This is a genomic window from Mucilaginibacter sp. P4_G9 (assembly GCF_056400985.1).
This window is the reverse complement of the sequence record NZ_JBFUKF010000276.1, coordinates 1-6,607: the sequence shown is the minus strand read 5'-3', so window position 1 is coordinate 6,607 and position 6,607 is coordinate 1. Positions and strand designations below refer to the sequence as shown.

Below are 6,607 nucleotides of genomic sequence, written 5' to 3'. Positions count from 1 at the left end.
CTATTTGCACCCTATTTTATCATAATTACAAATACTATCGGTCTAAGAAATAAATAATCCTAAAAGTTATAAAATATCTTAATATTTAAAACACCTTAATTATTTTTGTTGTTACTAATAAATATTCACAACATATGGCAATCAACGTTCTACACTTCGTTACCCGCCAGCTAACCGTTGGCAATACACTACAGAATATTGTTTTTTACGCAATGTTGTCATTTTTATTTTGTTTAATAATTGCTCAACTTCAAACAAAAMATAAGCATTCAAAACAACGCTCAATCGCCAAATAAGCTTTATTTTGTTTTGCAAATTGCACCCGTTGTTTTAGGCATTAAGATCACGGTGAACATTATCAGCACTAATAAAATAGCTCAGCAACCCTCATTTGCCTGGTATTTATTAACATTTTGCCATTTTATTAACAATGCATTAAATTTTTACAGTCAATATCCTTATATTTAGTACAACCAAATGCCGCAGCCAACTCGCACACTGCGCCTAAATTATAAACGCTGAGAAAGAAATAAGATGGAACCTGTAATGACGCTTGTAATTGCCGCAATTGTTGCCGCTATACTTTTAGTTATGTTTAATAAACAGCAAGCAAACAAGGTAAGTAATAACCTGTATGCCGATGATGTACAGCAGCTTTACCTGCTTACTGCAGCAGAGTATAAAATTAATGCCTTAGAAAAGCTGCAACAACTAAACATTGACCATGAGCTGGCCAAATTAACCGCCGCATTCAAAAGCGGGGAGATCCAGTTAAAAGAACTTAATAAAGGGCTCGACTATTTATTAAATGAATTTAATGTATCAGACCTTGCCCAGGCCTGCTAAATTCCATATATTAAATCGTCCGGTAGCTTTGTAAAGCTGCTTTGTTTAGTTTAAGATAAATAAACCGTCGTTGCGAGTGGTAAAATCCGAAGACTATAAAGGAGGGAATGACAAATCGGCGAAAGACTTACGAAGTTTCAAAAACTTCGTAAGTCTGGGATTCTACAACACGTCATGGGTAGTCCGTCGAAGCATATTGGGCAAAGGCCTATTCGCGCGACCCTTTGACAGGCTCAGGGTGACCGGCCGTTTTCCGGAAAAAATACAGCCAACGTTAAAAACCCAATTCCCGGGCATAAAAAAAGCCGGACATGCCGGCTTATACTTAAAGAATAATAATTTTTTATTCGTTGTTAGTTACGTCTGAAACCGCCTTTGCCACCGCCGCTGTTACCACCGCCGTTAAACCCAGGACCTTTATCTTCGGCTATATTAACCGTTATCCTGCGTCCGTAATAACTTGCACCATTCATACACCTAATCGCCTCTTTCGCTTCGTTATCGTTCACCATCTCCACAAACCCAAAACCCTTACTCTCTTTTGTTTCGCGGTCTTTAATGATCCTGAGCGATTTTACCGGCCCAAAGTCACCAAAAACAGCTGTTAATTCGGCCTCATCTACTTCTAAAGGAAGCCCTGCAATAAATACTTTCATCAATGTCTTTAAAATTTGGATAAAGGTACAAAAATTTGAGGGCATTTTAGCAGCCGCCGGAGTAAATAGACTACCTGCAACGGATTTTTTACCTTTAAATTACGCAATGGGTTTTACAGGTGAACTGCTGATATGTAAAGGCATTTTTATTTAAGCTGAAGCTCAAAACTACCTTCAACCCTGTAAAACGGAGAGTTTTCTTTATCGTCCTTAGCTAAAAAAGTAAAGAAGCTTCCTTTAGCTATTGTGTTGTCCTTATTGTATTTATCCAAAGTTATTTTCCCCGATTCGTCTTTTCCTACAAACTGGGTTAAAGTGTATTGAAGCAAAGGTTTTTTTTCGTCAACCGTAAAAAGAAACTGGCTTCCGGCTACCTTGCTGTTAATATTGGCAGATGCAAAACCTTCGGAGCTTATTCCAAAACTCATGGTATGCGCCTTATTAATGGCGGTAATTCCAAAATACTTATTATCGCCATTGTRCACATTGATAAAAGCTATCGAATCTGTTGAAGCATCAAATGTATAGGTTGAATCTTCAATAGTTACTTTCAATATACCTTTTCCGGCTAAGAAGTTTCCGGGAGCATTTTTAATATTTAATGATACACTATCGGCAGCAGTAGCGGTTTTAGCAGTTTCCATACCTTTCACACTCTCATCTTTCTGACAGGAAGAAACCATCACCGAAATGAGCAAAATGAATGAAATGAACCACTTTGTAAACCTTATACTGTTCATATAGTATATTGTATGGCTAAAGCTAATAATAAAAATTTAAAAATTTATCAACACAATAAATTTAATAAACATTTAACACTTTTTAACCACTGTGGATAAATACAACCGAAATTATTACTGTTAGGTTATATTTCAAAACAACAAATAACAACCACGTCATACGAGTGGTAAAATTTCGCAAAACACTGAAGGGGAAATGACCTTTAAAAGGTTTGTCATCCTGAACGCAGTGAAGGATCTATTCGCAGACTGTACAGGGCGAAGAGGGATGGCGAATAATAGATGGAGCTACTCTGTAAGGTGGGGATTGCTTCGTTCCTTATAATGACGTGTTTGCAAGTGGTTGATTATCAATATATATCTAAAGACACTTCTTGTTGTAAGAGAATGATTGTTAAAAAAGGGCCGTCATGCTGAGCCTGTCGAAGCATAGCGGGTGAAGGCCTCTGCGCGCGACCCTTCGACAGGCTCAGGGTGACAGGCCAACTACTTGCATAAGTAAACACGTCATCACGATTTTTTTCAGGTTCTTACCTGATGGATACTCGTAATGACGGTATGTTTTTTTATCTCTAAACAGCTTTTAAGAAAAAACTTGCAAATCAATTGCGTCTCTGCGTCTTTGCGCGAAAAATCTCTTTGCGTGCTACGGCTTAGCAACATCCGCGCTAAAATACCTCTCCCACATTGATAAACAAGCCGCGTGAGCCTTCCCGGCCAAAACCATAATCGATAGCTATATTGGTTTTTGATACTTTGTTAAGTTTAACACGCAGGCCCGGGCCAAAGGCGGGTTGTATCGCCTGCAGCCTGCTGCCCGGCGCTGCCGAAAAAGATTGCCCGTTTACAAACAGTACACCACCTAATAAGCCATTCCGGCTTATTTTAAAACGGTATTCGCTTTCGAGGTATACCATTTGCGCGCCTCTGAACCTGCCTTGTATATAACCCCGTCCGGTGGTAAAACCAGGATCGTGCCCGGTAGCCGGCAAATCAAGATAGGCCGGCCGGCCGTTAAGCACCAGCCAGTTGTACGACCAAAAGGCAATTACATTATCAGAGTTTGCAGGCAGCCGGTAATACTTTCGTACATCAATAATTAACGATCGCCATGGCGTAGTGCTACCCAGGAAAGTAAAGTTATCACGATAATTTATTAACGTATAAAAACCGCGCGATGGATTAATAGAGTTATCGCGGCTATCAAACAAGGCGCTAAGCGTTCCACCGGTTGATATGGCACGGGATACAGGTCCATATATTTCATAATCTGAAACACCTCCATTTAACTGCCCTTTTTCGGCCATGTTCCATCGATCATCAAAAATATATCCAAGGCCTGCAAAAAAGTTGCCGCCAATATTCCGTAGTACAGTTTCATTAAACCTAAAAAAAGAGTAAACAAGCGGGTTCTCATTGTGTATATCTGATTGGGAGCCCAGTCCAAAACTGCTTTGAGGGTATTTATAAAACCTTAAATCGCCAATGAAAGCGTATTGATTACCTTTTGTATAGATATTGGATTGCAGCGGAATGATCACCTGCTTTTTTTGAGTATAGGCAGGATTTATGGTTATGGTAGATATACGTGCCTCCGGGCTGGTGCGAAAAGCTATATTGCCCGAAATAGTAGCGGCAAGGCCGGTTTGCAATGTATAACCAACAGCCGGCAAAATCGACATAACAGGCTTCGTAGTAATTGAATCAACCTTTACCTGCTTATCTGTTTTAACAAAAGCAGCTTTTATAACATCAAATATATCTTTTTCATAAGCCGTGTCCGCAGGGGCGGCAACAAGGGTATCCTTTAGCTTCGACTTACCAATGGGGATGTATTTTTTTTCCTGCGCGTACAGTTTTGTAAAACCAAACAACGAAAAAACAAACCATAAAAAAATTACTTTTTTGCCAGGCATTATAAATTAGCAATTTGTAAAGGATTGGTATGGAACTGCAATTATAAAATAATTATTCCATTAATTTTTACCACAATCCTATTAAGCCAGGGAAATAGCTTTTAAAATGAGCAGCCTGTACACCAGCGATGGGGGAATTTAAAAGTGATTTCCCGCCTATTAAGCTTTTAATCGCGGATCAAAAGTGAACTTGTTTACATCCGCAATTTTTATCTTATCATAATCAGGATGTGCCGGGTTAAGCAGGTAGTTATACTCCAGGTCGATAATAGCCGATGGTACTTTTAAAACCGCGGTTTCCATTTTATGCAGCCAGTTATCGCCCAATTGCTGGGTAATTGGGTAATTGATTACCTTATGCCAGTTGGCATCAAGTTTTGCAAGTTGCCTTATGGTGATTTCGGCGATAGGCAGTTTATCCGGAATTTCAATAATGGTAACCGAAAAAATACCGCTATTTAAAGATGTACCTACGGAATGCGCCAGTTTTTCCAGACAGGAAAGTGCGAGGGACCCACCGGTATAAATTACATACTGCCCCAGCGTGTTCCATCGCCCATCTATTCCGGATCCTTTACGGTCATGGGCATACTTGGTTTGACTGATACGGTAAACGTGCAAGGTGTGGTGAGTTGTGAATAGTGAGTGGTGAGTGGTTATTAATTTTGGTTTAGACTGGTTTATAAGTAATAATAGTGCTTGAGCAATTAAAAATATAACCACTCTCCACACACCCAATCAACCATTCTCCAATATTAAGCCAAAACCCCGTAATCAATACGGATAAGCTGGGTTAATACGATGCTGATGCCGGTAAGGGTATCAAGCAGATCAAAGGGTACGGCATCAATGCCGGGATTATAATGCTTAAGCCAGCTTTTAAATTCATCAAGGGTGCCAAAGGTATCAAGGCCCTTATCAAAAAGTTCAAAAAGCTGAATAATGTGCTCGCTAAGGCCCTGGTTTAATTCACGGGAACTTTGTATATGCTTGCGCAGGGTTGGCTCGGTGATATCAAGCCATTTGGCAATATCAATTTGCGTAGCGCCGGTAACCTGTATTAAATCGGTGATGGCGGCGCTTCGTAGCCCTTGCTTTATTGCCCCCAGCTTGGCCAGCGGCGATTTAAAGTAGGTTTCATAAGGCACCAAAAGATCATGCAGCATAAATGCCGCAGAGTTATCAAGCTCAACATAGGGCCTTGAAGCTGTTTGCCCGGCCCCGGTTACTACAGCCTGCCTTTTAATTACTTTGCTCATACACAAATGTAATTATTTTCTATTTAAATAGAAAATAATTTTGTTTATTATTTTTCAACCGTTTTGGTGACCGTCATACGAGTAACCATCAGGCCAACCTGAAAAAATCGTAATGACATGTAAAAACATCATTGATAATCAACACGTCATTATAAGGCACGAAGCAATCGCGAACTTTACAGAGCAGCTATTTGGGTGCTAACTTTACCTCGTGCTAACTGATAACATCGTCCCGCTCATGGCCGCGGGAGGGCCTAGTCCTTTTTGTCTTGAAACAAAAAGGACCAAAAAATTCAAGTCAGCAGAAATGCTTCTTTGCGCTCRGGGCCTTTGCCCTGCAAAACMGCCAAAACCTGGGCTGGAATTATTTTGCCCCGGCGCACTCAGCCCCACGCAGGTGCAAAAACTTCCTATGCCCTGCCACCGCGCAGCCCACCATCGTTTTGGCCGTTTTCACCCGAAGCTGTTCTGCTGACACCTCGGGGAAGAAGAGGGCTTTTTATTAACATATGCAGCTAAAATTCTGGTAATTCTCTAATTCGGAAAACGGCGCAGCCCTCTTGAACACCTTTAAAAAACAACCTATATGTGAAAAATTCAGGTTCAGACAAAAACCTAAATTCAACTATTATAATTATTAGCCGATATTTGTTTTAAATGGAGAAGCTAAGAAATTTTTATGCCCTGTTTTGGATCCTGGGTTTAACCCTGTTGATTTACGCCTTCTTTAGGATTAAGCAAGAAATTTTCCGACATAGAAAACCAGCTACTGAAATAAAAAAGAGCAACAAGTAATGGTCATCGTGAGGGTGTTGGGGAACTAAATTATTATAAGCCGTAGCAGCTGACTCTTAGTCAGTGGGTAGTATTCAATTCTTGACCTAATCTAAAGGAGTCACAAGTCAGCCACCGCTCATTTCCATTACATGAGACTAGCGGCAAGGGACTAGTGTAAACCTATAGCCGTATAAGACCCTATGTCCCGCAGACACTTAACATCTTCCCATTTTGCGAAGGAATTTTTAATGATAGTTATATAAGTTTGATGAAATTTAAAAAAATAGAATGGAAAATCAACAAGAAGCTTTCCCTAAAGATGTTGCGGAATTTTTAATCAGAATCTACTTTGATCTATCAGAGAATTATATGACTGGCGCAATAAAAAGAGCCTATCGGGATATGAATAGGAC

General features: G+C 40.0%; 6 protein-coding genes. 1 reads left to right on the top strand and 5 read right to left on the bottom strand.

Annotated elements, in window-relative coordinates:
* The first annotated feature begins 534 nt into the window (after positions 1-534).
* Positions 535-846 carry a hypothetical protein gene (locus AC1DPZ_RS19355; protein ID WP_477406441.1) on the top strand — a complete coding sequence of 104 codons (312 nt, stop codon included), beginning with the start codon at positions 535-537 and terminating at the stop codon, positions 844-846.
* A 353-nt stretch (positions 847-1,199) separates the two neighbouring features.
* Here AC1DPZ_RS19355 and AC1DPZ_RS19350 read toward each other — a convergent pair whose 3' ends face one another.
* From AC1DPZ_RS19350 to AC1DPZ_RS19330, 5 genes are all read right to left on the bottom strand, one after another.
* The gene (locus tag AC1DPZ_RS19350) at positions 1,200-1,502 is read right to left on the bottom strand and encodes an RNA recognition motif domain-containing protein (protein ID WP_184548773.1); all 303 of its coding nucleotides are present in this window, start codon (positions 1,500-1,502) and stop codon (positions 1,200-1,202) included.
* Between the two features lie 146 nt (positions 1,503-1,648).
* On the bottom strand, positions 1,649-2,242 hold the full coding sequence (locus AC1DPZ_RS19345; protein WP_477406439.1) for a hypothetical protein: 594 nt from the start codon (positions 2,240-2,242) through the stop codon (positions 1,649-1,651).
* A 668-nt stretch (positions 2,243-2,910) separates the two neighbouring features.
* A complete protein-coding gene (locus AC1DPZ_RS19340) occupies positions 2,911-4,158 on the bottom strand; it encodes a BamA/TamA family outer membrane protein (RefSeq protein WP_477406437.1) in 1,248 nt (415 codons plus the stop codon).
* A 159-nt stretch (positions 4,159-4,317) separates the two neighbouring features.
* Positions 4,318-4,779 carry an RES family NAD+ phosphorylase gene (locus AC1DPZ_RS19335; protein WP_477406435.1) on the bottom strand — a complete coding sequence of 154 codons (462 nt, stop codon included), beginning with the start codon at positions 4,777-4,779 and terminating at the stop codon, positions 4,318-4,320.
* 134 nt (positions 4,780-4,913) lie between these two features.
* Positions 4,914-5,417, bottom strand: a complete 504-nt coding sequence (locus AC1DPZ_RS19330) for an antitoxin Xre/MbcA/ParS toxin-binding domain-containing protein (RefSeq protein WP_477406433.1) — start codon at positions 5,415-5,417, stop codon at positions 4,914-4,916.
* Positions 5,418-6,607 lie beyond the last annotated feature (1,190 nt).

Excerpts from the sequence above, each read along its gene's own strand:
- AC1DPZ_RS19355 (WP_477406441.1), top strand. The coding sequence starts at position 535 with ATGGAACCTGTAATGACGCTTGTAATTGCCGCAATTGTTGCCGCTATA.
- AC1DPZ_RS19350 (WP_184548773.1), bottom strand. The coding sequence starts at position 1,502 with ATGAAAGTATTTATTGCAGGGCTTCCTTTAGAAGTAGATGAGGCCGAA.
- AC1DPZ_RS19340 (WP_477406437.1), bottom strand. The coding sequence starts at position 4,158 with ATGCCTGGCAAAAAAGTAATTTTTTTATGGTTTGTTTTTTCGTTGTTT.
- AC1DPZ_RS19330 (WP_477406433.1), bottom strand. The coding sequence starts at position 5,417 with ATGAGCAAAGTAATTAAAAGGCAGGCTGTAGTAACCGGGGCCGGGCAA.